Annotated in this window: 14 protein-coding genes and 1 pseudogene; 8 read left to right on the top strand and 7 right to left on the bottom strand. The window is 70.5% G+C overall.

The annotated features are described in order from the left end of the window. Positions 1-79 precede the first annotated feature (79 nt). From KF837_05515 to KF837_05495, 5 genes are all read right to left on the bottom strand, one after another. Positions 80-1,357, bottom strand: a complete 1,278-nt coding sequence (locus KF837_05515; GenBank protein ID MBX3226746.1) for an efflux RND transporter periplasmic adaptor subunit — start codon at positions 1,355-1,357, stop codon at positions 80-82. Continuing rightward, positions 1,354-4,539 carry an efflux RND transporter permease subunit gene (locus tag KF837_05510; GenBank protein MBX3226745.1) on the bottom strand — a complete coding sequence of 1,062 codons (3,186 nt, stop codon included), beginning with the start codon at positions 4,537-4,539 and terminating at the stop codon, positions 1,354-1,356. The genes KF837_05515 and KF837_05510 overlap by 4 nt, the downstream gene beginning before the upstream one ends. Positions 4,540-4,727: 188 nt before the next feature. Further along, a complete protein-coding gene (locus KF837_05505; GenBank protein ID MBX3226744.1) occupies positions 4,728-5,492 on the bottom strand; it encodes a hypothetical protein in 765 nt (254 codons plus the stop codon). 74 nt (positions 5,493-5,566) lie between these two features. Beyond that, a complete protein-coding gene (locus tag KF837_05500; GenBank protein ID MBX3226743.1) occupies positions 5,567-7,417 on the bottom strand; it encodes a 4Fe-4S binding protein in 1,851 nt (616 codons plus the stop codon). Positions 7,418-7,851: 434 nt separating this feature from the next. Next, positions 7,852-8,811: a DUF362 domain-containing protein gene (locus KF837_05495; GenBank protein ID MBX3226742.1), complete on the bottom strand. Its 960-nt coding sequence runs from the start codon at positions 8,809-8,811 to the stop codon at positions 7,852-7,854. Positions 8,812-8,958: 147 nt separating this feature from the next. Between KF837_05495 and KF837_05490 the strand changes: the two genes are divergently transcribed. The 8 genes and pseudogenes from KF837_05490 to KF837_05455 all read left to right on the top strand — a co-directional run bounded on the left by KF837_05490 (position 8,959) and on the right by KF837_05455 (position 21,908). After that, on the top strand, positions 8,959-10,404 hold the full coding sequence (locus KF837_05490; GenBank protein ID MBX3226741.1) for an MATE family efflux transporter: 1,446 nt from the start codon (positions 8,959-8,961) through the stop codon (positions 10,402-10,404). A gap of 635 nt (positions 10,405-11,039) precedes the next feature. Beyond that, positions 11,040-11,120 (top strand): annotated as a pseudogene (locus KF837_05485) (SEC-C domain-containing protein). A gap of 1,387 nt (positions 11,121-12,507) precedes the next feature. Beyond that, a complete protein-coding gene (locus KF837_05480; GenBank protein ID MBX3226740.1) occupies positions 12,508-13,983 on the top strand; it encodes an MCE family protein in 1,476 nt (491 codons plus the stop codon). A 920-nt stretch (positions 13,984-14,903) separates the two neighbouring features. Further along, the gene (locus KF837_05475; protein ID MBX3226739.1) at positions 14,904-16,328 is read left to right on the top strand and encodes a TolC family protein; all 1,425 of its coding nucleotides are present in this window, start codon (positions 14,904-14,906) and stop codon (positions 16,326-16,328) included. Continuing rightward, positions 16,325-17,551: an efflux RND transporter periplasmic adaptor subunit gene (locus KF837_05470; GenBank protein MBX3226738.1), complete on the top strand. Its 1,227-nt coding sequence runs from the start codon at positions 16,325-16,327 to the stop codon at positions 17,549-17,551. The genes KF837_05475 and KF837_05470 overlap by 4 nt, the downstream gene beginning before the upstream one ends. Positions 17,552-17,565: 14 nt before the next feature. Then, the gene (locus tag KF837_05465; GenBank protein ID MBX3226737.1) at positions 17,566-20,715 is read left to right on the top strand and encodes an efflux RND transporter permease subunit; all 3,150 of its coding nucleotides are present in this window, start codon (positions 17,566-17,568) and stop codon (positions 20,713-20,715) included. Then, complete coding sequence (locus tag KF837_05460) at positions 20,705-21,691, top strand: cation transporter (GenBank protein ID MBX3226736.1); 987 nt, start codon at positions 20,705-20,707, stop codon at positions 21,689-21,691. Before KF837_05465 ends, KF837_05460 begins: the two co-directional genes overlap by 11 nt. Continuing rightward, positions 21,651-21,908, top strand: coding sequence for a hypothetical protein (locus KF837_05455; GenBank protein MBX3226735.1), 258 nt, complete (start codon positions 21,651-21,653; stop codon positions 21,906-21,908). The genes KF837_05460 and KF837_05455 overlap by 41 nt, the downstream gene beginning before the upstream one ends. Position 21,909: 1 nt before the next feature. Here KF837_05455 and KF837_05450 read toward each other — a convergent pair whose 3' ends face one another. Both KF837_05450 and KF837_05445 read right to left on the bottom strand, forming a co-directional pair. Beyond that, complete coding sequence (locus tag KF837_05450) at positions 21,910-22,290, bottom strand: hypothetical protein (GenBank protein MBX3226734.1); 381 nt, start codon at positions 22,288-22,290, stop codon at positions 21,910-21,912. A 22-nt stretch (positions 22,291-22,312) separates the two neighbouring features. Then, entirely contained in the window at positions 22,313-23,110 is a 798-nt protein-coding gene (locus KF837_05445; protein ID MBX3226733.1) for a hypothetical protein, read from the bottom strand. Positions 23,111-23,118: the final 8 nt, after the last annotated feature.

Below are 23,118 nucleotides of genomic sequence, written 5' to 3'. Positions count from 1 at the left end.
GGACGCCCGCCGCCGCGGTTGCGTCGAATGAGCGACGAGCGACGGACGCGTCTGCGCTCACCGTGACCGGAGAGGACGCTCAGTGCTTCTGCGGCGAGCCCGGCGCCGCGGCCGCCGCAGCCTCCGGGACGACCTCCACTGCGCGGCCGTCGTGGAGCTCCGCGTTTCCGATTTTGACGATGCGGTCGTTTTCTTCGATGCCGCTCGCGATGTCGATCGTGGCGCCGTTGTCGCGTTCGATGCGGACGGGGGTGAGGCGGAGCACGCCGTTCTCGACGACGGCGACGCGCACGCCGCGGGCGTCGGTCATCACCGCGGTCGCGGGGAGCTCCCAGACGCGATGGGGCGACGGAAGCGTCACCGCGACCTGGGCGTACATGCCGGCGAGGAGCTCGCGCTTCGGGTTCGGGACGCGGACCTCGACGTTCATCGTGCGGCTCGTCGCGTCGAGGGAGGCCGCGGTGCGCGCGACCTTGCCCTCGAAGACGCGGCCCGCGAACTCGCGGACCGTGACCTGCGCCGGCGCGTCGACCCGCACGCTCGGCGCGACGTCCTGCGGGACCTGGATGAAGACGCGGACCGTGTCGGTCTGGGAGATCTTGAAGAGCGGCGTCGACGGTGAGACGAGGCTCCCGCGCTCCACGCCGCGCATGTTCACCGTGCCGGTGAACGGCGCCGTGACGCGGCTGAAGCTCGCCGTCTGCTGGATGCGCCCGAGGTTCGCCTTCATCGCCGCGACGTTCGCCTCCGCGACCTCGACAGAGGAGTCGCTCACGACCGCGTCCGCCTTGGCCTTCTCGAGCTCCTGCTGCGAGGCGACCCCCTTCGGCGCGAGCGCGTTGAGGCGATCGAGCGAGGTCTGCGCGTAGCCCTTGTTCGCCTTCGCCTGCACGAGCGCCGCCTCCGCCTGCGCGAGCTGGGCGCGCGCCTGCGCGAGCTGCTGATCGATCTCCGGCGTGTCGATCTCGGCGAGGAGGTCGCCCTCCTTCACCGCGTCGCCCATGTCGACCTTCCACGTGCGGACGTAGCCGTTCGCGCGCGGGTAGACCGTGGCCTCCTCGAGCGGCTGCACGCTCGCCGGCAGCGTCATCGCGCGATCGCTCGACTTCGCCTTCGGGATCAGCACCTGCACGCGGAGGAGACCCGTAGAGGCCGCCTGCGCCTCGACGCCGAGCTCCTGCTTCGCGCGATGACGCGGCAGATACCCGATCACGAAGGCCGCGCCGATGGCGACGAGGAGCCCCGCTCCGAGCGCGACGATGCGCGTCGGAGAAGGCTTCGCCGGCGCCGGCAGCTCGAACTCGAGCTCGCCGCTGTCGTGGCCGGACTTCGGATCGTGCTTCGGATCCTGGCTCATATACCTTCCAGCTCCTCGTCGACCTTCGGAGCTTTGCGCCTCAGGACAGAGTACATCACGGGTACGAAGAACAACGTCGTCAGGGTCGCCATGAGGAGGCCGCCGATGACCGCGCGGCCGAGCGGCGCGTTCTGCTCGCCGCCCTCACCGAGCCCGATCGACATCGGGAGCATGCCGATGATCATCGCGAGCGCCGTCATCATGACGGGGCGGAGGCGCGTCATGCCCGCCGCGAGCGCCGCGTCGCGCGCGTCCCGGCCGACCTTCCGCTGCCCGTTCGCGAAGGTGACGACGAGGATGCTGTTCGCGGTCGCCACGCCGACGCACATGATCGCGCCCATCAACGCCGGGACGCTCAGCGTCGTCCGCGAGAGGTAGAGCATCCAGGCGATGCCCGCGATCGCGCCCGGGAGCGCCATCAGGATGATGAACGGATCGAGCCACGACTGGAAATTGACGACCATCAGCAGGTAGACGAGGAGCACCGCGAAGACGAGGCCGTAGCCGAGGCCGCGGAACGACGTCTCCATGCTCTCGACCTGGCCCTTGATCTTCACCTGCACGCCGCGCGGCGCCTCCGGCTTCAGCTCCGCGACGACCTTCGCGACGCCGTCGGCGACGGAGCCGAGATCGGTGCCCTCGACGTTGGCCTGGATGTCGTACGTGCGGAACGCGTTGTAGTGGGTCACGTTCGCCGGCCCGGTGATGCGGGAGACGGAGGCGACGTTGGAGAGGAACTGCGTCGTCTCCTCGCCGCCGGGCGAGAGCGGCGTCATCCCGAGCTGATCGAGCGAGTTGATCTCGTATTGCGGAGTCTGGACCGCGACCGAATATTGAACTCCACGTTTCGTGTCGAGCCACCAGCTCGGCGACACCTGCGCGCTCGACGAGAGCGAGATGAGGAGATCGCTCGCGACGTCGCGCTGCGTGAGCCCGGCCTGCTGCGCCATCGTGCGGTCGACGTTGACGCGCAGCTCCGGCCGGTTCACCACTTGCGCGAGGTGGACGTCGGCCGCGCCCGGCACCTTCTTGATGCGGTCCATCAGCCTCCGCGTGAACGCGAGCGCCTCCTCGTCTCCCCCCGGCGTGCTCACGATCTGGACGTCGATCGGCGACGCGATTCCGAAGTTGAGGACCTGAGTGGAGATGTCGGGCGCGAGGAAGAAGAACGTCGTATCGGGGTGTACGGCGGCGAGCTTGCGCCGGAGCTTCTTCACGTAATCGGCAGTCGGCGCGTGATGCGGCTTCAGCGCAATGAAGATTTGCCCGTCCGCCGGCGATATCTGCGCGCCTTCGCTGAGCGACAGGTTGATACCGGAGTACGGCGTGCCGATGTTGTCGATCAGCGTGTCGATCTCGGCCGGCGGGACGACCGTCTTGATCGTCGCCTCGATGTCGGCGAAGCGGCGCTCGCTCTCCTCGATCCGCGTCCCCGGCGGTCCACGCACGTGGAGCTTCATCAGGCCGGCGTCGACGGTGGGGAAGAAATCGCGACCGAGGAGCGGCATGAGGCCGAGCGAGCCGGCCGCGAAGAGCAAGAAGCACGCGATGACGGGCCCGCGATGCTGGAGCGCGAAGGCGAGCCAGCGACCGTAGAACATCCGCAGGCGATCGAAGGCGTGGTTGAAGCGCAGCACGAGCCGCCCCGACGCCGTGCGCGGATCGCCGTGCCCGTAGCCCTCCTGATGCGCGCGGTGCTCCGGCTCGAGGAGCAGCCGCGCGAGCGTCGGGACGAGCGTGCGCGAGAGGAAGTACGACATCATCATCGCGAACACGACCGCCATCGCGAGCGGGACGAAGAGCGACCGCGCCGCGCCGGTGATGAAGGCGACCGGCACGAAGACGATGCAGATGCAGAGGGTCGCGACGAACGCGGGAGCCGCGATCTGCTGCGCGCCGTCGAGGATCGCGCGCGGGAGCGACTTCTTCTCCTTCGATCCCATGTTGCGGTGGATGTTCTCGACCTCGACCGTGGCGTCGTCGACGAGGATGCCGACCGCGAGCGACATCCCCCCGAGCGTCATGACGTTCAGCGAATGCCCGAGCGCGGCGAGGATGCTGATCGACGTCAGGATCGAGAGCGGGATCGAGATGATGACGATGAGCGTGCTGCGCCAGCTCCCGAGGAACACGAGGATCATGAGCGCGGTGAGCGTCGCGGCGATGATCGCCTCCTTCACGACGCCGTCCACCGCCGCGCGGACGAACAGCGATTGGTCGAAGAGGAGGCTCGTCTTGATCCCCTGCGGGAGGCGCGCGAGCGTCGCCGGCAGCATCTGCTTGATGCTCGACGCGATGTCGAGCGTGCTGACGTTTCCGTTCTTCAAAATGGTCAAAAGCACGGAGCGCTTCCCGCCCACGTGGACCATGTTGGTCTGCGGCGACGCGCCGTCGTGCACGTTCGCGACGTCGCGCACGTAAACCGTTTTCCCGTTCACCGTCTTGATCGGCAAATCGTTGATTTGCTGAAGAGCCTCCGGGCTCGAGTTCACGGAGACGGGATATTCGTTCGACCCCATCTTCGTCGTGCCGGTGGGCAGGATGACGTTCTGCGCGCCGATCGCGGCGTTCACGTCGCGCGCGGAGAGCCCCTGCGCGAAGAGGCGCGGCGGATCGATGTCGACCTGGATGAGGCGCTGCCGCCCGCCGTACGGCCACGGGATCTGCGTGCCGCGGATCGTCGCGAAGTCGGCGCGCACGAAGTTGGTCCCGATGTCGAAGAGCTGCTGCTCGCTCATCGAGTCGCTCTCGAGCGCCGCCTGCATGATCGGGACGTTCGAGGCGCTGTAGCGGATGACGAACGGCGGCGTCGCCCCCGGCGGCGCCATGCGCACGGCGGGCTGCGAGACCGCCGCGATCTGCGCCGTCGCCGCCTCGATCTCGACGCCGGGCTGGAAGAACACCTTCACGATCGCGATGCCGGTCAGCGACTGGCTCTCGATGTGCTCGATGTCGTTCACCGTCGTGGTGAGCATCCGCTCGTAGTTCGAGACGATGCGCTTCTCCATCTCGTCGGGCGAGAGGCCCTGGTAGTTCCAGATGACGGAGATGACGGGAATGTCGATGTCCGGGAAGATGTCGGTCGGCATCCGCACGATAGACAGCACGCCGACGATGACGATGAGCATCGCCATGACGATGAAGGTGTAGACGTGCTTGAGCGCGATCCGTACGAGCCACATGGGCCGCGAGGACCATGGCGCCACGCGCCCCGGGAGTAAAGAACCCGCCGACGAAACCGCGGGGATTTCGCACGGGTAGCGCGGTGCAACGCCCCTCGCCGCCGCGGCATCCAAGCGCCCGCGTGCGGCTCAGTTTGCCCCTCTTGGGGTGAGGGCGGCCCGCGGCGCGACGAGCACGCGCCGCCGCGTCAGAGCTTCGTGAACGTCTTCGTGTGCGCGAGCTCGCTCACGCGATCGGCCTTCCAGAGGTACGTCACGCGCTCGACGAAGACGCGGTCCCCGGTCCGGTCGCTCCAGCTCGGGATCGCGTCGCCGGCGCCGTCGACGACCCACTGGTCCATGAAGCTCATGACCGTGCCCATCGCGGTGACCTCGATGAACGGGCTGTCACGGCGACCCGGGAGCTGCGCTTCGCCGTCGGTGGCGTCGGGCGGGAAGAGCGAGGCGCGCGCCTGCTCGTAGAAGCCGAGCTCGGTGAGGGAGTCGGGACCAAGGCGATCGAAGACGCCGACGATCGTATCGTCGTGGAGGCCGACGGAGTTCCGCTCGACGAGGACGTAGTCCTCGGTGCCGTCGTTGTTCACGTCGGCGACGTAGAGCCAGACCGGATCGTAGAAGCCGAGGCCGAGCTCGTCCGCGCGGTCGCGATCGTTCACGTAGTAGCTGCCGTCGCCGGCCACGATCTCGGCGAGCTCGCTCGCCGTCGGGATCGTCGTCGACCGCTTCTGGAAGCGGAGGAGACGCGGCAGGAACGCGAGGAACGTCGCGCGCTCGGCGGGCTTCACCTCCCCGAACGGGACGCGGGGCGCGACCGGAACGGCCGGCTCGAACGGGGACGCGACGACGGGCGGGACGGCGGCGACGGCGACGACCGGCGCCGCCCGCGCGGGAGCCCGCCCCAGCGGGGCGCATCCGGCGACGAGAGCGAACGACAGGACCGCGAGGAGACGCACGCAGACGAAACGCGGGACTGCTCCGGTCTATTCAAAGCGCCGGCGGCGCCGCTCGGTGGCGCCCAGAGCGCGACTCAGCTCTGCTGGTTGTAGTTCGTGTTCTCGAGGAGGATCACGTTCGTCTTCGAGCGGCTCTCGCCGACGCTCGTGATGTAGACGGCGGGCTGGTCCTGGACCGGGCAGACCTTCTCGCAGGCGCCGCAGCCGATGCAGAGGCTCGGGTCGACGTGCGGGCGCTGGAGGTGCACCGTCTTCATCGCCGGCTCTGCGCCGTTCTCGCCCGCGGTCTTCTCGCGCATCGGCGCCTCGACCTCTTCGACCCAGATCGCCTTCGGGCTCGTCGGGCAGAACTCCTCGCAGACGATGCAGGGAGTCTGCATCGACCACGGGAGACAGCGGCCGAGGTCGTAGAACGCGGTCCCGATCTTCACCGGCGCGACGCCCTGACCGAGCTTCTCCTTCTCCGTGATCTTCTGGATCGCGCCGGTCGGGCAGACCTGGCCGCAGAGGACGCAGGAGTGCTCGCAGTAGCCGATGCGCGCGATGAGGATCGGGGTCCAGAGCCCCTCGACGCCGGACTCGAACATCGCGGGATGGAGCGCGTTGTTCGGGCACACCTTCATGCACTCGGCGCAGCGGATGCAGCGCTCGAGGAACGCGCGCTCCTCGACCGCGCCCGGCGGACGGATGACCTTCGAGTGGTAGTTGACGTCGATGCTGTCCGCGATGCGCGCGGCCGGGATGAACGCGACGCCCGCGGCGGCGGACGCGAGGAGCGTGCGGCGCTGGAGGTCCGGGACGCCGATGCGGCTCTTGCGGTTCGGGAGGAACCGGAACTTGATGACGTCCTCGGGGCAGGCGCTCTCGCAGTTGAGGCACATGTGGCACTCGTCCTGCCGCCACTTCACGCCGCCCTGCGGCGAGTCCGCGCCCTGGCAGTTCACGAGGCAGAGGTTGCAATCCGTGCACTTTGCATGGTCCTTCTCCATGCCGAAGAGCGCGAACCGCGCGAACACGCCGAGGAAGGCGCCGAGCGGGCAGAGGACGCGACACCAGAACCGCGGGATGAAGCGGTTCATGAAGAGGATCGCGATGAGGAGCCCGACGATGAGCCACGTCTGGTGGAAGTAGAACTGGTGCGACTGCCACACGGTGGTGGCGAGCATGTCCTGCGCGCTGTCGGCGGCGTGCTGCACCGGCCGCGCCGGCACGCTCTCCGCCACGCCGAACACGCGGCCCGCCATGTACTGCACACCCGGGATCACGCCGAGCCCGATCGCGCGGACCGCCACGCAGATCGGGTCGAAGAGCCCGCCGATCGCGCTCCCCACCACCGACGCGAGGAGGAACGCGTACATGAGGTAGTACTTCGCGCGCTGGTAGCCGTGCGTCTTGTTCGCCTCGACGCGCGCGGCGCCGCGACCGCGCCGCGACGGGAGGATCCACCCGAAGAAGTGGTGGAGCGTGCCGAACGGGCAGATCCATCCGCAGAAGACGCGCCCGAACACGAGCGTCACCGCGAGGAGCCCGATCGACCAGAGGAGCCCGCGATAGACCTGATGCGTCGCGCCGAGCGTCATCGCCGTCACGAACGGATCGGCGAGCAGGAACGCCTCGACCGGATACGGCAGGCGCACCGGCGTGTCGCTGTTCGCCGCGAAGGTCCCGCGGAACCCCGTCTGGAACAGGAAAAACATGAAAAGCGAGAAGAACCCGATCTGCGCCGCGCGCCGGACCCACACCAGGATCCGGATGCTGCGCCGCGCGGGGATGCCGGACCCGGGCAGCTTCTTCGCAGGCTTCTTCTTCGGCGGCGCCTTCACGCCCGCGGCCGGCGGCGTCGCCACGGCGGCGGCCTCGCGCGGCGTGCCGATGCCGAGGATCGACGCGAGCTCGCCCATCCGCATCGCCGCGGCCCGCGCCATCGCGCGCGCGTCCTTCCGCGCCGCGTTCGCAGGGAGGAGCGGCGACGCGGGCGACGTCGAGACACCGGACGCGGTCGCGACCTTGCAGCCGCAGGCGCTACCGCAGCCGCCCGCGCCCGGCGCCTCACCCCCTCGCGCCTCGCCCGCTCGGGACGAAGCTGACTTTTTACTAAATTCAAAGTTCGCCGCCGGTCCGGAGGAGGAGCGGACGGAGTCCGACGACGGGGCCGAACCAGACGCGGCAGAGCCAGACGACGCGGACGCGTGCGCGACAGGGTGTAGGGACCACGATGTATCGAGGTCCAGCGGCGGCACGACGCCGACGTCGCCGGTCTTCCACGGGATCGGCTCGACCGGCGCGTGGTCGTGGGCGTGCGTATGGAGCACGCGTGGGTCCAGCGAGACGCCGGCGTGCGCCTGGGGGCCGGCGGCCATCAGACCTCCCGGACCTTGAGCTGCTCCCAGTACATCGTGCCGAGGCCGCGCTCGTGGCCCATCTTCAGATAGGCGAGGTTGTCGCGGTGCTGGCCGATGAGCGTCGCGCCGTAGGCGTCGGCGGCGACCTGGTCGACGGTGGCGAACACCTGGTTCATCACCTTCGTGTCGTCGATGTTGCCGCCCTGCGGGCCGTTCCGCATCAGCACGCGCATCGCGTCGACCACGACGAGCGTGGGACGCATGAACGTCGCGAGGTCCGCGATGCTGACGTCGATGTTCTGGTGGAGACGGTTGCGGCGGCCGCCGAGGACGCCGTACCAGTTCTTCATCGCCGCGGTGTACTTCGCGAGGTTGTGGTGCTTCGCGACCGGGACGTTGATGACCTTGTCGCAGTCGACCAGCGTCGTGAAGATCGGCCACTCGTCGAGGATCTCGCCCTTCATCCGCGTGGTGCGGAAGCGGTGCTCGGCCGGGAGCACCACCTCGGCGCCGAGGCCGTAGGCCTTCTTCCAGATGCCGGAGCGCTGGAAGCAGCGGTTCGGATCGTTGCACGAGCCGTCGGCGACGACGACGCGCTTCGCGCCCGCTTCGTACGCGAGCTGGATGACGGCGCCGACCACGTCCGGGTTCGTGTTCGCGGCGTGGATCGGCATGCGGTCCCAGCCGATGTTCGGCTTCACCACGACGATGTCGCCGCGGCTCACGAAGCGCTTGATGCCGCCCATCGCGTCGAGCGCGCGACGCACGAGCGTGTCGGCGCTCGCCGCCTCGCCCTCCTTCGCCTTCGCGATCGCGAGCTCCGCGTGCTCGGGCGCGACGTCGCGAATGCGGTAATCGCGGACCTGCCGCGCCCCCTGCCCCGCCGCGACGCCGAAGCCGCCACGATCCCACACCGCCCGGCCGAGCAAGGCCGAGCCACCGAGGACGCCGGCAGCAAGGCCGACGCGCTTCAGCATGTCGCGTCGCGACGGCCGCTCGAACATCGCGGACATGCCCATCTCTTAGCCTTTCCTGCGGCTCGATAGCAACCTTAGGACGTCGGTTTTCACGCCTCGCGCTTGCGCTTTGAGCCGCAAAAAATCCGTGCAATACCGCAGCGCACGATGGGCCACACGTCGACGCGGATCCTGAAGGGACCCCTCGCGTGGGAAGTCGCCCGGTTCGGGACGCCGCTCGCGCTCGGAATGGCGCTCCAGACGACGTTCAACCTCATCGACGCATACCTCATCGCACGCCTCCCCGCCGAGGAGGTCGGCGCCGCCGTCGGCGCGATCGGTATCTGCGATCAGGTGGCCGCCCTCGGCACGATCGTGAGCTTCGGCGTCTCCACCGCCGCCGCCGCCATCATCTCGAACCGAGCCGGTGCGGCAGACAAGACCGGCGTCCAGCAGGCCGCCTGGCAGTCCATCCTCTTGATCGGCGCCCTCAGCATCGTGCTCGGCGGCCTCGGCGGCCTCGGGGCCGGCGTCATCGTCCGGGACGTCATCGGCGCGAAGGGCGAGGTCGCCGAGGTCGCGACCCGGTACCTCCGCGTCGGCATGCTCGGGAGCTTCAGCATCTACTTCCTGCTCCAGCTCACCAACATCCAGCGCGCGCTCGGCTCGAGCATCACGCCCGTCACGCTCCTCGTCCTCGGGAACGCGCTCAACCTCTTCCTCGCCGTCCTCCTCATCTTCGGCCCCGGCCCCGCGCCGGCGTGGCTCGGCTGGGCGACCGACATCGCGCGCGCGCTCGGCATCCCGAAGATGGGGATGATCGGCGCGGCGTGGGCGTCCGTCATCGCGCGATGCGCGGTGTTGCTGCCGAACGTCGTCATCCTCGCGCGCCGCTTCGACGTGTTCCCGCCGAAGGGCGCGCGCGCTCCGAAAAAATCCGAGATCCGCGGCATCGTCGATCTCGCGTGGCCGTCCTCCGCGCAGTTCGTGCTCCGCATCTCGGCGATGCTCCTCGTCAACTCGCTCGTCGCGCGCTTCTACACGACGGCCGAGGACCAGACCGCGACCACCGCGATGGGCCTCGTGTTCCGCCTCGACACGATGACGCTCTTCGTCGCGATGGGCTGGGGCAACGCCGCGCAGACGTTCGTCGGCCAGAACCTCGGCGCGAAGCAGGAGCGGCGCGCGCGCCGGAGCGGCTGGCTCGCGAGCGCCTACGACGGGGTCTCGAACGTCCTCCTCATCATCGCGCTCTTCCGCTGGAGCGCCGAGATCCTCCGCTTCTTCGACCCCGAGGACGCGCCGGTCGCGATCGCGGTCGACTACCTCGAGGTCGTCGCGCCCTCCTACGTCGCGCTCGGCGTCGGCATCGTCCTCGGCAACGCGATGAGCGGCGCCGGCGCGACCCGCACCACCTTCGTCATCGACGCGCTCGTGATCCTCCTCTTCCAACTCCCCGTCAGCCTCGTCTTCGGTGGCTCCTCGCTCCACCGCCTCTTCCAGTGTGTCGCCGTGACCAACCTCGTCAGCGCCATCGCCTACGCCGTCGTCTATCACCGCGGGTCCTGGCTCGAAGCCCGCGCCCGCATCGGTCAGCTCGAGGTGAGCGCATGAGCCACGCCGAGCTGATCGCGATCGCGCGCAAGACGCCGCTCACGCGCACGGCGGTGAAGGAGCTCGCGAAGAAGACGGACCCCGCCATCGCGGTCGCGGCCGCGACCGAGGCGCTCGACGTCGCCGGCGCGAACGCGGCGATGGTCCTCGCCTTCACCGCCGCCGCGGCGAAGGGCAAGCTCACCTCGGCGCTGACGCGCGCGCTCATCCCGGAGGTGTCGTCGCTCGATCACGTCGGCGCGCTCGTGTACGCGACCGAGGGTGACCCGCTCGACGTGATGGTCGCGTTCCTCGACGACAAGCGCGGCGACCTCGAGCTCGAGTGCTTCGTCCTCCTGCTCGCGGCCGACGCGCTCGGCGAGCGGACGACGATCCCGAAGACGCTCCTCACGCGCGGGCGCTGGCTCGCGCGGCACAAGCTCGGCCCCGAGGCCTCGGTGTTCCTCGGCGGCGCGTCGGTGCGGATCCGCGATCGCGACCTCTCCTCGCTCTCGAGCCCGCACGTCGCGCGCGCGAAGCGATCCAAGCGCGTGCTCGACGACGCGATCGAGACCGCGAAGCTCGCGCCGCTCGAGGTGCTGAGCGACGCCGACGGCGCCCGCGTCACGCAGGGCTTCACCGTGAAGCACGACACGCCGAAGGTGGAACGCAACGATCCGTGCCCCTGCGGCAGCGGCAAGAAGTACAAGAAGTGCCACGCGCTCATCGAGTCGTCGGCGCCGATCTCGACCGAGCCGCCGAAGATCGACGCCGCGACGCTGGGGCCGGATCAGACCGCGCTCCTCCGCCCCTCCGAGATCGCCGCGCTCGAGACGACGCGCCTCAACACGAAGGCCTTCATCGAGGCTTATCGCCGCGTCGTCGACTTCCGGCAGTGGGACCTCGCGCTCCGGATGATCGAGGAGGCGCGCGCGCGGAAGGACCTCGGCGTGAAGCTCTCCGCTCTCGTGCTCGACGCGCTCCACGCCGCGTACGGCGCGAACGAGCGCGAGCCGGCGGAGAAGCTCGTCGCGCTCCTCGAGCCGGAGCTCGCCGAGCGCGAGACCTTCGCGATGGATTGCCTCCGCAAGCCGAGCGAGCTCCTCGCGCGGATCGAAGAGGAGGCCGAGGCCGCGCTCGCGAAGGACTCCGACGGCGCGAAGGCGATGCTCCTCGCGTCCGCCCTCCTCCGCTGGTACCCGGGCCTCGGCGTCTACGTCGCGCGCGGCGCGCTGCACGAGAAGCGGCCGCACGACTCGCAGGCGCTGCTCGAGGCGATCGAGGACGCGCGCGATCGCCTCCTCCTCTCTCCGTTCGAGGCGTGGTGGGACGTCTACGAGCGCGCCTTCGAGCCCGACGACGACGCGAAGTCGGCGCGGAAGGAAGACGCCAAGCGCGAGAAGCTGAAGGCCGACCTCAAGAACGCGCGCGCGGCGTCGCGCAAGCTCGCGGCGGAGATGGAGAAGCTGCAACGACGCGTCTCCGAGCTCGACGAGATCGCGCCGAGCGTCCCCTCTCCGTCGAAGCGGATCGAAGCCCAAGCCGCCGCGACGCCCGACGTGGTCGAGGAGAAGAAGCGGCTCAAGTCGAAGATCGACGAGCTCCAGCGCATCATCGGCGAGGGGCAGGACGAGCGCCGCGAGCTGCGCCGCCAGCTCGCCGAGCGCGAGGCGGAGCGCGGCGACGACGACGACGAGCCGGCGAAGTCGTCGCCGGAGCTCGAGGGGGCCGAGGAGGACGACGGTGAAGACGCGGAGGCGCCGCGCGCGGTCCTCATCCCGCGCTACTCCGAGCGCGCAGCGAAGGCCGTCACCGACCTCGCCGCCGACGCGGCCGACGGCGTGCTCACGCTCGTCGCCGCGCTCGCGGCCGGCAAGCCGAACGCGTGGACCGGGGTGAAGAACCTCACCAAGGCGCGCGGCATCCTCTCCGCGCGCGCTGGGATCCATCATCGCGTCCTCTTCACGGTGCAGGAGCGCGGCCTCGAGGTCGTCGACGTCATCCATCGCAAGGACCTCGAGCAGGTCGTCTCGCGCCTCGTGCGCCAGGGGCTCGTCACGACGAAGTGAGCGGCTTTCGCGTGATGTTTCCCCCCGAGTGGACTAGCCTCCCGCAGGGCAGCGGATGGCGGCGAAGGTCTCGCAAGCAGCGAAGATAGGCCTGTTCGCGATCGTCACCGCGGGCGCGGGCTACCTCGTCTACAAGACGATCCACAAGGAGACCGGCAAGGGCGGCGGCTACGTCGTCCACGCGTACCTCCACGACGCGAGCGGCATCGCGAGGCAGTCGCGCGTCACCATCGCCGGCATCCCGGTGGGCTCGGTCGAGAACATCCGCCTCGAGGACGGGCGCGCGCGCGTCGACGTGCGCGTCAACGGCGACGTGCCGCTCCACGCCACCGCGCGCCTCGGCGTGAAGAGCGCGTCGCTCCTCGGCGAGAACGTCATCGTCCTGACCGAAGGCGTCGGCGCGCCGGACAAGAAGGACGGCGACGAGATCGAGACCATCCCCGACGCCGCGTCGGTCGACGACATCAAGGCGCAGGTCTCGCGCATCGCCGCGCTCATCGAGAAGGTGGCGGAGCAGCTCGCGAAGTCGGTCGGCAGCGAGCAGGGCGGCAAGAACATGACCGCCATCCTCCAGAACCTCGCCGACGCGACGGAGGCGATCAACCTCACCGTGCGCGAGAACCGCGCCGTCATCCACGAGACGCTCGGCAACATCGACCGCATCACGGCGCGAGGCGGCCCCGAGCTCCAGGAGATCCTGATCAACATCAAGACCATCACGCAGGACGTGAAGGAGATGATGGCGGCGAAGGGCGGCCCCGACGGCGAGGGAGGCGAGCTCCGCCAGACGATCGAGCGCGTGAACCGCGCGTCGAAGAGCCTCGAGAGCGCGCTCGGCCACATCGACAACATCTCGGCGCGCGTCGATCGCGGCGAGGGCACGGTCGGCCGCCTCACGAAGGACGAGGCCCTCATCAACGAGGTGCAGGGCGTCGCGGAGGGCGTGAACGACTACGTCGACTCGCTGCGCAAACTGCAGACCGTCGTAGGCCTGCGCTCCGACTACAACTTCCTCGCGAGCACGGTGAAGAGCTACGTCGAGCTCCGCCTCCAGCCGCGCGAGGACAAGTACTACCTCATCGAGCTCATCAACGACCCGCGCGGCAAGACGAGCTTCACGCAGACCGACGTCGACACGACGAACCCGAACGACCCGGCGCACTACCGCACGGTGACGACGACGACGACGGACGCGTTCCGCTTCTCGCTTCAGTTCGCGCGCCGCATCGGCCCGTTCACCGGCCGCTTCGGCATCAAGGAGTCGACCGGCGGCATCGGGCTCGACACGCATCTCCTCTCGAACCGCTTCGAGATCGTGCAAGACTTCTTCGGCTTCGGCGAGGAGATCCAGCCGCGCTACCGCCTCTGGGTCGGCTACGAGTTCATCAAGCGCCTCTGGCTCATCGGCGGCATCGACCACATCTTCCTCGCCAACCGCCGCGACTACTTCCTCGGCCTCCAACTCCGCTTCACAGACGAGGACCTGAAGACGATCCTCCCCTTCGCCGGCGGCGCGACGACGGGCCGCTGACCGAACGCGACAGAACCTCGGCGTCCCGAGCTCGCCCGCCGCCTTCGCGGCGAAGCGACGACAGCGACGCCGACGGCGGCGACGGAACCGGCCACTTCGAGGCCACACCGCGTGGGCGTTGCGCGCCTCAACGAGGCCGGCGACGGAAGCAGCCACTTCGGAGCGTCTTCGCATTGGGGCGTCGAGCGCGGCCGCGACGGCGTCCATCTTCCAGCAAAGCGCCTCAACGACGCCGATGGCGGCGACTGAAGCGGCCGCTTCGGAGCGTCTTCGCACACCAGGGCGTCGGCGATCTTGCGGCTCGGTGAGGAGCACGATGCTCCCGACACTTCCCCGACGCCCGAGCGCTCGCGGGCACGCGCACACGTGCATCGGTGCCCCTCCGGATGCCCCCACACTTCCCCGACGCCCGACGCCCCGACGCCCAAGGCGCTTGCCTTCCGGCGGACGCGGGACTATTTGATCAATTCATCAACTGGTGAAGTGAACAATGCTTGCTGATGTTGCTGAAGAGGAAGGGCGCGGAGGCGCAAGGCCAGCGCGAGCGCGTGCGCGTACGGGTGGAGCGCGCACGGGCGCGGCGGAAACACGGCGATGTGGAGGCGCGCGGTGTGGAGGCGCGCGGTGGAGGCGCGCGGACCTGTGCGGAGCGGTGGAGGCGCGCGGACCTGTGCGGAGCGGTGGAGGCGCGCGGGCCTGTGCGGAGCGGTGGAGGCGCGCGGTGGAGGCGCGCGGACCTGTGCGGAGCGGTGGAGGCGCGCGGGCCTGTGCGGAGCGGTGGAGGCGCGCGGTGGAGGCGCGCGGGCCTGTGCGGGAGCGGTGGAGCACAGCGATGTGGAGGGCGCGGTGAGCGAGGGCGCGGCGGAAACACAGCGATGTGGAGGCGCGCGGTGAGAGCGGGGGGACGGATGCGTGTGGCGATGGCGCTCTTCCTCGCTTTCGCGATCGGGCTCGTGGCGCGGGATGCTGGCGCGGACTGCTCGACGATTGGGCGCGACAACGTCGCGGGGTGTGTCGTCGCGGTGGGGGCCACGCTTCGGGTTCGTCATGAAGCAGAGCTCGCTGCGAGCGCGCGGAGCTTGAGCGCGAGCGCGCTGCTTCCGGCGAACCCGAGCGTTGGGCTCGCCATTGCGCGACGGGCCGGAAACGAGGGGCGCGGCGACGCGGTGAACTACTACGGCACCCTCACCCAAGAGATCGAGATCGCCGGTCAGCGGGCGTCGCGCCGGCGTGCGGCGGCGGCCGAGCTCGACGCGCGCTCCGCCGACACGCTCGCCGCGACGCGACGGCTCGCGGCCGACGCGTACGTCGCGTACTTCGAGGTGCTCGCTGCGCGCGAGGCGGTCGCCGTCGCCGCGCGGCTCGAGGGGATCGCTCGCGGCATCGCCACCGTCGTGCAGGCACGCGCCGACGACGGCGTCGCGTCGCCGCTCGACGCCGAGCTCGCCGGCGGCGCCGCGCTCCGCAGCACGCAACAGCGGCTCGAAGCCGAACGCGTGCTCGCGACGAACCACGCCCGCCTCACCACCATGCTCGGACGCGATCCCTCACGCGACACGACGACCGTCACCGGTGCACTCGAGCCGCTCCGCCACCACGTGAGCTCGAACAGCGACGCGACCCCCAGCACCAACTCGGCCGCCAGCACCAACTCGGCCGCCAGCACCAACTCGGCCGCCAGCACCAACTCGGCCGCCAGCGACAACGCGAATGCGAATGCGAATGCGAATGCGAATGCGAATGCGAATGCGCGAGCCAATGCGAACACGAGCGGCAATGGCGTGGGCGGCACGAACGTGAGCGAGCGGCCGGAGCTTCGCGCCGTTGCGAGTGAGGAGCGGGCGGCGAACGAGCGCGCCGAGGCGTATCGGCGTGCGCGTGTGCCGAACCTCACGGTGCAGCTCTTTGCGCAGAACGACGGCTACGACGAGCGCGTCCTCGGCGCCGGCATCAGCGTTCCGATACCGCTCCCGCAGCCGCTCGGACGCTTCTACACCGGCGAGATCCGCGAGGCCGAGGCGCTCGCCCGCGAAGCCCGCGCGCGCGGCGACGCGCTCCGTCGCGAGCTCGCGCTCGACCTCGCGAGCGCCGACGCGAGCTACGAGAAGGCGCGCGCCGAGGCCGAGCTCTTCTCGACGGACCGCGTCGCACGGTCGGAGCGGCTCCTCGCCGACATCCGCAGCGAGGTCGACGCCGGCCGCCTCGCGCTGCGCGACGCGCTCCTCGCGCAGCAACAGATCGTCGATCTGCTCCGGAGCGCCGTCGAAGCGCGCCGCGCGCTCTGCGTCGCGTCCGTGGAGCGAGCGTGGGCCGCAGGCATCGCCCTCGAGAGGCTCACGCCGTGAGTGTGTACCGCGAGCGCCGCAAACCTCGCGACATCGCGCTCGACAGGCGCTGCCTCGTGCTCGCGGCGCTTGCGGCGGCGGTGGTCGTGCTCATCGGGTGTCCGAGGGAACGCGAGAAGAAGGACGAACCTGCGCGCGCCGCTTCGACCTCGGATGGGGGCGAGGACGAGCATGACGCCATCCCTCGGCGCGCCAAGCTCACGCCGCGCATCATCGCCGACGCTCGCATCGCGTGGACGCCCGCGAAACGCGAGGTGCTCGCCGCGACGATCGCGCTCGCGGGGGAGCTCGCCGCCGATCCCGACAAGTCCGCGCGCGTCGCGAGCCCCGTCGCCGGGCGCCTCACCGAGGTGAGGTTCGCGGAAGGAAGCGAGGTGAAGCGCGGCGACGTCCTCGCGCTGCTGCGTATCCCCGACATCGGAAAGGTGCGCGCCGCCTTCAACGCGACGACCGCGAAGAGCGCCGCCGCTCGCGCCAACGCCGATCGCCTCGACGCGCTCGCGGAGAAAGGCATGGCGGCGAAACAAGAAGCCGTCGCCGCGCGCGCGGAGGCGAACGCGCTCGACGCCGAGGCGAAAGCAGTGGCAGAGGAGCTCGGCGCGCTCGGGATGAGCGCCTCCGGCGACGGCGCGCTCCTCGCGCTGCGCGCGCCGCTCGGCGGGACCGTCGTCGCGCGCGACGCCGTCGTCGGTCAGCCCGTCGCGACCGACCAGACCATCGCGAGCATCGCCGACCTCCGCGAGCTCTGGTTCCTCGCCCGCGTCTTCGAGAAAGACCTCGGCAAGCTCGACACCGGCGCCGCGGCGGACGTCACGCTCAACGCGTTTCCGAACGAGAGCTTCGGCGGCAAGGTCGAGTACGTCAGCCGCCAGATCGATCCGGCCGCGCGCACCGTCACCGCGCGGATCCGCCTCACGAACCGCGACGAGCTGCTCCGCATCGGCCTCTTCGGGTCGGCCCGCGTCGTGACGAAAGCCGAGAAGCCCGGAGAGGCGGGGCTCGTCGTCCCGCGCACCGCGATCATCGACGTCGCGGGCAAGACGGTGGTGTTCGTCCACGTCGGCGGCGAGGAGTTCGAGCTCCACGAGGTGACCGTCGGCGACGGCGCGGCCGGGCGCGTCCGGATCCTCTCCGGCTTGCGCGAAGGCGAGGAGGTCGTGTCCGACGGCGCGTTCACGATCAAGAGCGTGCTCCTCCGCGGCACGCTCGCGGACGAGGACTGAGCGGAGCTGAACCAATGGCCCTCCTCGCCGCCCTCGTCCGCTGGTCGCTCGCGAACCGCCCCGTCGTCCTCTTCGCGACCGCCATCCTCGTCGCGCTCGGGCTCCGCGCCGCGACCGAGCTCCCGATCGACGCGGTGCCCGATCTGACCAACATCCAAGTACAGGTCATCACCGCCGCGCCCGCGCTCTCCCCCGTCGAGGTCGAGCAATACGTCTCCGTGCCGGTGGAGCGCGCGCTCGCGGGGGTCCCGCGCTCGACCCAGATCCGCTCGATATCCAAGTACGGCCTCTCCGTCGTCACCGTCGTCTTCCGCGACGACACGAGCATCACCCTCGCGCGCCAGCTCGTCGCGGAGCGCATGCGGGAGGCCGAAGAAGCCGTCGGCGCCCGCTACGGCAAGCCGGAGCTCGGCCCCATCAGCACCGGCCTCGGCGAGATATTCCAGTTTACGGTCCGCGGAGAAGGCCATTCACTCATCGAAGTAGAAGAGATCCTCGATTGGCAAATAGCGCCGCAGCTCCGCGCCGTCCCCGGCATCGTCGAGGTCAACAGCTTCGGCGGAGAGGACAAGCAGTACCAGGTCGTCCTCGATCCCGCGCGCCTCCAGGCGTCCGGCCTCTCCGTCGCGCAGGTCGCGGAGGCGATCGAGAAGGCGAACGGCAACGCCGGCGGCGGCTACATCGAGCACAACCGCGAGCACTTCGTCATCGGGACCGACGGCCTCGTGCGGAGCCTCGACGACCTGCGCCGCGTCGTCATCGGCGCGACGCCCCAAGGCGTCCCGATCACGGTCGCGACCGTGGGCGACGTCCAGATCGGCCCCCGCCTCCGCCGCGGCGCCGCGACGAGAGACGGCGCCGGCGAGGTCGCGGTCGGCGTCACGCTCATGCTCATGGGCGAGAGCTCGCGCACGGTCACCGAGGCGGTGAAGACGAAGCTCGCCGCGATCGCACCGTCGCTGCCGCCCGGCCTCCACATCGAGCCGTTCTACGACCGCAGCGAGCTCGTCGACCGCACGATCCGCACCGTCGCGCGGAACCTGGCCGAAGGCGCGCTCCTCGTCGTCGTCGTCCTCTTCCTCCTCCTCGGCGATCTCCGCGCCGGCCTCGTCGTCGCGACCGTGATCCCGCTCTCGCTCCTCTTCGCCGTCGTCGTGATGAACGCCGCCGGCCTGAGCGGGAACCTGATGAGCCTCGGCGCGATCGACTTCGGCCTCATCGTCGACGGCGCCGTCATCATCGTCGAGAACGCCGCGCGCCGGCTGTCGGAGCGCGCGGGGCCGCTCACGCCGGAGGAGCGCCTCCGCACGGTGGAGGACGCGACGCTCGAGGTCCGCTCCGCGAGCGTCTTCGGCGAGGCGATCATCGCGATCGTCTACGTCCCGCTCCTCGCCCTCGTCGGGATCGAAGGGAAGCTGTTCCGCCCGATGGCGCTCACCGTGCTCCTCGCGCTCGGCGGCGCGTTCCTCCTCTCGCTCACGTGGGTCCCCGTCCTCACGAGCTACCTCGTGCGCGAGCGCCCCGGCGGCCACGACACCGCGCTCCTCGGCTTCGTCCGCCGCCGCTACGCGCGGATCCTCGGCGGCGCGCTGCGGAGGCGCTGGCTCACGAGCGGCGTCGCGATCGCGGTCGTCGCCGGCGCGGGATTGCTCGCGACGCGCCTCGGCGCCGAGCTCGTGCCGCAGCTCGACGAGGGCGACCTCCTCATCGAGGCGCGGCGGCTGCCGGGCGCGGCGCTGAGCGAGTCGGTCGCGACGAGCCTCCGCCTCGAGCGAGCGCTGCGCGAGATCCCCGAGGTCGCGACCGTGGTGAGCCGCACCGGCGCGCCGGAGGTCGCGACCGATCCGATGGGCCTCGAGCAGACCGACGTCTACGTCGCGCTGAAGCCGCGCGATCGGTGGCGCCCCGGCGTGACGAAGGCGGACCTCGCCGACGCGCTCGCCGAGCGGATGGAGGCGCGCGTGCCCGAGATCGCGGGCGCGATCTCGCAGCCGATCCAGATGCGCACGAACGAGCTCGTCGCCGGCGTCCGCTCCGACGTCGCGGTGCTCGTCTACGGTCCCGACATCGACGCGCTGCGCGACGCGGGCGAGCGCATCGCCGCCGCGATCCGCGCCGTGCCGGGCGCGGTCGACGTGCGCGTCGAGGCCGTCGCCGGTCTCCGCTACCTCCAGATCAGACCCGACCGCAACAAGCTCGCGCGCTACGGGCTCACCGTCGCCGACGTGAACCAGGTCACCGAGACCATCGCGGTGGGGCATCCCGTCGGCGTGGTGCGCGAGGGCGATCGCCGCTTCGGCATCGTCGTCAAGACCGCGCACGGCTTCGACGGCGATCTCGACGCGTTCCGCGCGCTCCCGCTCCGCTCGCTGACCGGCCGGATCGTCCCGCTCGGCGACGTCGCCGACGTCGGCTTCGGCTTCGGCCCCGCGCAGATCAGCCGCGAGAGCCAATCGCGCCGCCTCGCCGTCGAGCTGAACGTGCGCGGGCGGGACCTCCTCTCCGTCGTGAACGACGCGCGCCGCGCGGTGGGCGAGCGCGTCGAGCTCCCGGTCGGCTACCGCGTGGAGTGGGGCGGTCAGTTCGAGCACTACGTCGAAGCGCGGAACCGCCTCGCCGTCGTCGTGCCGGTCGCGCTCGCGCTGATCCTCTTCCTCCTCTGGCTCGCGCTCCGCTCGCGGCGCGCGGCGCTCGTCGTCTTCCTGAACGTGCCGTTCGCCGTCGTCGGCGGCGTCGTCGCGCTCTTCGCGCGCGACCTCCCCTTCTCGATCTCCGCCGGCGTCGGCTTCATCGCGCTCTTCGGCGTCGCGGTGCTGAACGGCCTCGTCCTCATCTCGTTCGCGCATCAGCTCGAGCGCGAGGGCACGCGTCACGACGCGGCGATCGCGCACGCGGCGGAGATGCGCCTGCGTCCGGTGCTCATGACCGCGCTCGTGGCGACGTTCGGCTTCCTCCCGATGGCGCTGTCGACCGCGCCCGGGAGCGAGGTCCAGCGGCCGCTCGCGACCGTCGTCATCGGCGGCCTCCTCTCCGCCACGCTCCTCACCGTCCTCGTGCTCCCCGTCGTCTACACGATCGTCGGCGCGCCGCGCCGCGACGGCCGCTACGATTCGCTCCGCGCCCCACCCCGCGCTCCACCCCGCGAGGCCGCTCATGGGACATGACCACGACCACGGCGCCCGCACCGGACGCGCCTTCGCGATCAGCGTCGGCGTGAACGGCGCCTTCGTCCTGATCGAGCTCGTCGCCGGTCTCCTCTCGAGCTCGGTCGCGCTCGTCGCCGACGCCGCGCACAACTTCGGCGACGTCCTCGGCCTCGTCCTCGCGTGGGGCGCGGCGCGGCTCGCGCGGCGCAAGCCCACCGGCCGCCGCACCTACGGCCTCCGCCGCTCCACGATCCTCGCCGCGCTCGCGAACGGCGTGCTCCTCGTCCTCGCGGTGGGCGCGGTGGCGTGGGAGTCGATCGAGCGCCTCCGCGTCCCCGCCGCGCCGCAGGGGCTCGCGATGCTCGTCGTCGCGGGCGCGGGGATCGTCGTGAACACCGGCTCCGCGCTCCTCTTCCTCCGCGACCGGAAGCGCGACGCGAACGTCCGCGGCGCGTTCCTCCACCTCGTCGCCGACGCGCTCGTCTCGGCGGGCGTCGTCGTCGCCGGCGGCGCGCTCCTCGTCACGCGATGGACCTGGATCGATCCGGCGATGAGCCTCCTCGTCTCGGTCGTCATCCTCGCCGGGACGTGGTCGCTCCTCCGCGACGCGCTGAACCTCGCGCTCGACGCGGCGCCGGCGCACGTCGACGTCGACGCGGTCCGCGCGCACCTCGCCGCGCTCCCCGCCGTGCGCGGCGTGCACGACCTCCACATCTGGGCGCTCTCGACGTCGGAGACCGCCCTGACCGGCCACCTCGTGATGGCCCCCGCCGACCGCGCTCCAACCTTCCTCCGCGACGTCGCGCGCGAGCTCGAGCAGCGATTCGAAATTCATCACACCACGATTCAGATAGAGTCGCCGGAAGAAGCCGGCGGCTGCGAGGACTGCGAGACAATCCTTCCTTCGGAGAAGAGACATGAAAGCGAATCCGCATCAGACGAAGCTCCTCATCATGACCATCGGCACGGCGCTCGCTTGGACGGCGTGCGATAGCCACGCCGAGGAAGGCGGCAGCAGCGGCGGACACTCCAGCGTCTACCCCGCGTGCAACGACATCATCCAGGCGTGTCATCCGCTCGACACCGGCGACGGGCCGTACCACGACTGCCACGACCTCGCCCACGGCGCGACGAGCGAGGCGGCCTGCACGCCGAGGCGTGACGAGTGCGTGAAGCTCTGCACCGACGCGAGCGCCGACGCCGGCACGTGAGTCAGTTCGCCGCGGTCGCGACGAGGATCTCGCCGATCATCTCCGCCGCCTGCTTGCCGACCGTCTGGACGGTGCTGAGGTCGGCGTCGGCGTCGAAGAAGATCGCGAGGACCATCGCGCCCGCGGAGAAGATCGACACGTTGAGCGGCATGCCGGTGAAGTCGACCGGCTCGAGCAGCGCGCGCACGCTCCCCGCCGCCGCGAGCTTCTTGCCCGCGAGCACGGCGCGGAGGTCCGGCGGGATCTCCGCCTCGTCGCCCGACACCGCGATCGTCGTCCCGTCCTCGTCGGCGAGGAGGACCACGATCGCGGCGGTCAGGTCGTGGGTGTCTTCGAGCGCGCTGAAGAGCGCGAGCTGACGTTCCGTGGGAACCGAGGTCACCCCAGCTCTATAGCGCGAGTGCTCAGCGCGCGGGATCGGTCTCGTAGCGGCGCTGGAGGTCGACGCCGCCGCGGTAGACCGTGACCTCGAGCAGCGCGCGGTCGTCGGTTAGGCCGGTCTCGATCGCGTCGAGGGTCGGGGCCGCGCCGTCGACCGCGGAGATGAGATCGCCCTCGCGGAAGTCGGCCGCCGCCCAGAGGCCGGCGGGATCGACGGCGCCGAGCTTCAGCATCGACATCTCGTAGAGCGTGACCTCCTCGGCGGCGGGGCGCGCCGGCGCGGTCTCGAGCGCCGCCCTCGCCGCGAGCGGGTTCACGACGAAGCGGTGACGGCCGAGCGGCTGCGCCGCCACGTCGTGATCGTGGCGGATCACGCGGAGGTCGACGTCGGCGCCGATCGCCATCGTGACGTCGGCGCGCGCGCCGTGGAGCGTCACGCCGCTCTCGTCGATCTTCGTGACGACGAGGCCGCGGCCGATCGAATCGCCGACTTTGTAGTTGCGCGTCTGCCAGACGCCGACCTCCGCGATCGTCGCCGACGCGGGGAGGACGCCGTCGCCCGGCTCGACGCCGTAGAGGCGGAAGGCGCTCTCGGTCGCGGAGTAGTCGGCGGGCTCGGCCGACTCGTCGCCGCCGCGCGGGGTGAGGACCTCGTCGCGCGTCACCGGCCGCGCCGACTTCTTCCGGCCGGGGAGGTTCTTCGCGACGTCGGTCTCGGTGTTCGCCGAGCGCTGGTCGGTGCCCGTCTTCGAGCCGTCGGCGCAGCCGTAGGTGCAGGCGGAGAGGAGGAGGAGAGCGGAGAAGGTCTTGATCGCGTTCATGGGGTTCT

The sequence above is a fragment of the Labilithrix sp. genome (assembly GCA_019637155.1).
Classification (GTDB): Bacteria; Myxococcota_A; Polyangia; order Polyangiales; family Polyangiaceae; genus Labilithrix.
Note: the sequence above shows the minus strand (reverse complement) of the source record. Positions and strands in the feature narration are given on the sequence as shown.

What these genes read in the sequence shown, in the direction of transcription:
- KF837_05460 (MBX3226736.1), top strand. Translation starts at nt 20,705, where the DNA reads ATGGGACATGACCACGACCACGGCGCCCGCACCGGACGCGCCTTCGCG.
- KF837_05455 (MBX3226735.1), top strand. Translation starts at nt 21,651, where the DNA reads ATGACCATCGGCACGGCGCTCGCTTGGACGGCGTGCGATAGCCACGCC.
- KF837_05475 (MBX3226739.1), top strand. Translation starts at nt 14,904, where the DNA reads ATGGCGCTCTTCCTCGCTTTCGCGATCGGGCTCGTGGCGCGGGATGCT.
- KF837_05500 (MBX3226743.1), bottom strand. Translation starts at nt 7,417, where the DNA reads ATGGCGCGGGCCGCGGCGATGCGGATGGGCGAGCTCGCGTCGATCCTC.
- KF837_05495 (MBX3226742.1), bottom strand. Translation starts at nt 8,811, where the DNA reads ATGCTGAAGCGCGTCGGCCTTGCTGCCGGCGTCCTCGGTGGCTCGGCC.
- KF837_05510 (MBX3226745.1), bottom strand. Translation starts at nt 4,539, where the DNA reads ATGTGGCTCGTACGGATCGCGCTCAAGCACGTCTACACCTTCATCGTC.
- KF837_05480 (MBX3226740.1), top strand. Translation starts at nt 12,508, where the DNA reads ATGGCGGCGAAGGTCTCGCAAGCAGCGAAGATAGGCCTGTTCGCGATC.
- KF837_05445 (MBX3226733.1), bottom strand. Translation starts at nt 23,110, where the DNA reads ATGAACGCGATCAAGACCTTCTCCGCTCTCCTCCTCCTCTCCGCCTGC.
- KF837_05490 (MBX3226741.1), top strand. Translation starts at nt 8,959, where the DNA reads ATGGGCCACACGTCGACGCGGATCCTGAAGGGACCCCTCGCGTGGGAA.
- KF837_05465 (MBX3226737.1), top strand. Translation starts at nt 17,566, where the DNA reads ATGGCCCTCCTCGCCGCCCTCGTCCGCTGGTCGCTCGCGAACCGCCCC.
- KF837_05515 (MBX3226746.1), bottom strand. Translation starts at nt 1,357, where the DNA reads ATGAGCCAGGATCCGAAGCACGATCCGAAGTCCGGCCACGACAGCGGC.